Annotated in this window: 2 protein-coding genes; both read right to left on the reverse strand. The window is 66.4% G+C overall.

Annotated features, from left to right (window positions below):
• Positions 1-252 precede the first annotated feature (252 nt).
• On the reverse strand, positions 253-1,104 hold the full coding sequence (locus U9R81_RS14955; RefSeq protein WP_322496231.1) for an NAD(P)-dependent oxidoreductase: 852 nt from the start codon (positions 1,102-1,104) through the stop codon (positions 253-255).
• A partial coding sequence (locus U9R81_RS14960; RefSeq protein ID WP_322496232.1) for an NAD(P)H-dependent oxidoreductase occupies positions 1,101-2,274 on the reverse strand: 1,174 nt, incomplete at its 5' end. The genes U9R81_RS14955 and U9R81_RS14960, both read right to left, overlap by 4 nt.

Genomic DNA, 2,274 nt, shown 5'->3' on the forward strand with positions numbered 1-2,274 from the left:
TGCGCGTCAACAACATCCCCTTCACGGCGGGCGCGAGCTACTTTATCTCTGCGTGGTACGTGCCGCTGGTGCACTACGTGCCGCAGCCGTAGCAGTAAGTGCCGGTTGTAACGACAAATGCACGGGCCGGGAGCTGCTAACTCCCGGCCCGCTTGCTTACCATCCCGCGCCTGCGGGCGCGTGGTTGTGAACGTCGCCGTCGTGACGCTGCGGAGACATTGCGCTGCAAGGTCCTATTGCGGCGCAATGTCCCTACGAGGTCGGCTTCGGCGCTAGCAACATGTGTAACGCCGAATGGTCAAGGTCGCCGTACCCGCCGGCGACCAACGTCTCGTAGCGGGTGATGGTATCACGCAGGTGGGGCAGCTCGATCCCCGCCACAGCCGCCATCGCCGCCGCCATGCGCAGATCCTTGAGCTGCGTTGTCACTTTGCCGCCGGGGATGTAGCGCCGGGTTGCCATGCGCGCGCCGTGGATCTGCAACACCTTCGAGTCGGCAAAGCCGCCGGCCAGCGCGGCGCGGAGCAGCGCCGGATCGAGGCCATACGCCTCGGCCAGCGCCGTCGCTTCGGCGACCGCTTGGATCGTCAGCCCAACGATCAACTGGTTAATCACTTTGGCCATATGGCCGGCCCCAGCCGGGCCAACGTGAGTCGGGCGGCCTAACGCGCTCAAGATCGGCCATGCTCGCGCCACATCCGCCGCGGCGCCACCTACCATAATCGCCAGCGTACCCGCTGCCGCCCCTTCCGGGCCGCCTGACACTGGCGCATCCACCCAGCCAATCCCGCGCGCTGCCAACGCCACCGCATGCGCTTGCGAACGGAGCGGATCGGAGCTGCCCATATCGATCACCAACTGGCCGGCCCGCAACAGCGGATCGAGCCGGCCTAACAGCTCATCAACCGCTGCCGAATCGCTTAGCATCAGGATCAGCGTCTCGGCTTGCGCAGCCTCGGCCAGCGTCGCCGCTAGCGGAATCCCGGCGGTGAGTGCGGGATCAAGCGGCGAGCGATTCCAGCCGATCACCGGCCAACCGGCGGCCAACAAGGTGCAGGCCATGGGCCGGCCCATCAGTCCAAGACCAAGCAACGCCACTGTCATTGGGCCACCCCCGGCGCCATCGTGCGCTCCATTAACCGGCGCAAGCGCACGGTTGGATGGTTCGTTTCGTAGGCGACATCATCCCAACGCACAACGGACCCAGCCGGAATCGGGCGCAAGGTGCGGATGCCGTGAGCGAGACCGATCGGCAACGCGCCGGCAGCCACTGAATCAGCCGCCGGCATCAGCTTGCCGTACACGGTGTAGCCCCCCTCGCCATCGAGCGCCTCGCCCTCGGCGAGATCGCGCTTGGCCACCGCCACCACATCACCTAGAAACGCCTGCGGGCAACCGGTCGCCTCGTGGCGCAAGCCCACTCGCAACACCGAGATCGGCAACTCAAGGCCGATCAAGTGGTAGGGGCGGTAGAGCGCACTGTAGACGCCGCTTGCGTCGGTGACGAGACCATATTCGGCAAAACAACGCTGCACGTAGGCGTCGGGCGCGGCAAAGACCACATAGACGCCCCAGCGCAGATCACGGAAGACCGGGCGACCATCGCGTTCGAGTGACGAGACCACCTCGACGGTGCCGGCGTGGGTGAGTTGGCCGCCAGCCTCACGCGGGCGCAAAACGTGGGCCAAATCATCGACCCCGCACGGCGGGAAGGCAAGGCCATGCGGCTGCGGGCGCAGATGGCAGGCATTCGCCACCGCCGCCATCTCGATCGCCGACTTGGTGCCGTCGAGGAAGGAATTGAACATCTGCGGGTTCATCCCGCCGGCAGCCGCCTGCTCGGCGCTCAAGCCGTAATACTGCCAGACCGTCTCTGGCGTGCTGTGGTGGTAATGGGGCAGATAGCGGGTGCCCTTGCCGGCGCAAACCACCTCGAAGCCACAAGCCCGCGCCCACTCCACCTGTTCGGCGATCAGGGCCGGCTGATCGCCGTAGGCCAGCGAATAGACTACCCCGGCCTCGGCGGCGCGGCGGGCGAGCAGAGGGCCAACCAGCGCATCGGCTTCGACATTCACCATCACAATGTGGCGGCGGTGCTCGATTGCAAGCAAGCAATGCGCCGCGCCCGCTGCCGGCGCGCCGGTCGCCTCGACAATCACATCGAGGCTATCGGCAGCGATCAAGGCCGCCGCGTCATCACCCACGTATGTTGCACCCGTTTTCAGCGCATCGGCCAACGACGCGGCTGCGTACTGTTCGGCGGGCCAGCCGGCC

Origin of the sequence: Chloroflexus sp., assembly GCF_034435895.1 — a bacterium.
In the GTDB taxonomy this organism is placed as follows: domain Bacteria; phylum Chloroflexota; class Chloroflexia; order Chloroflexales; family Chloroflexaceae; genus Chloroflexus.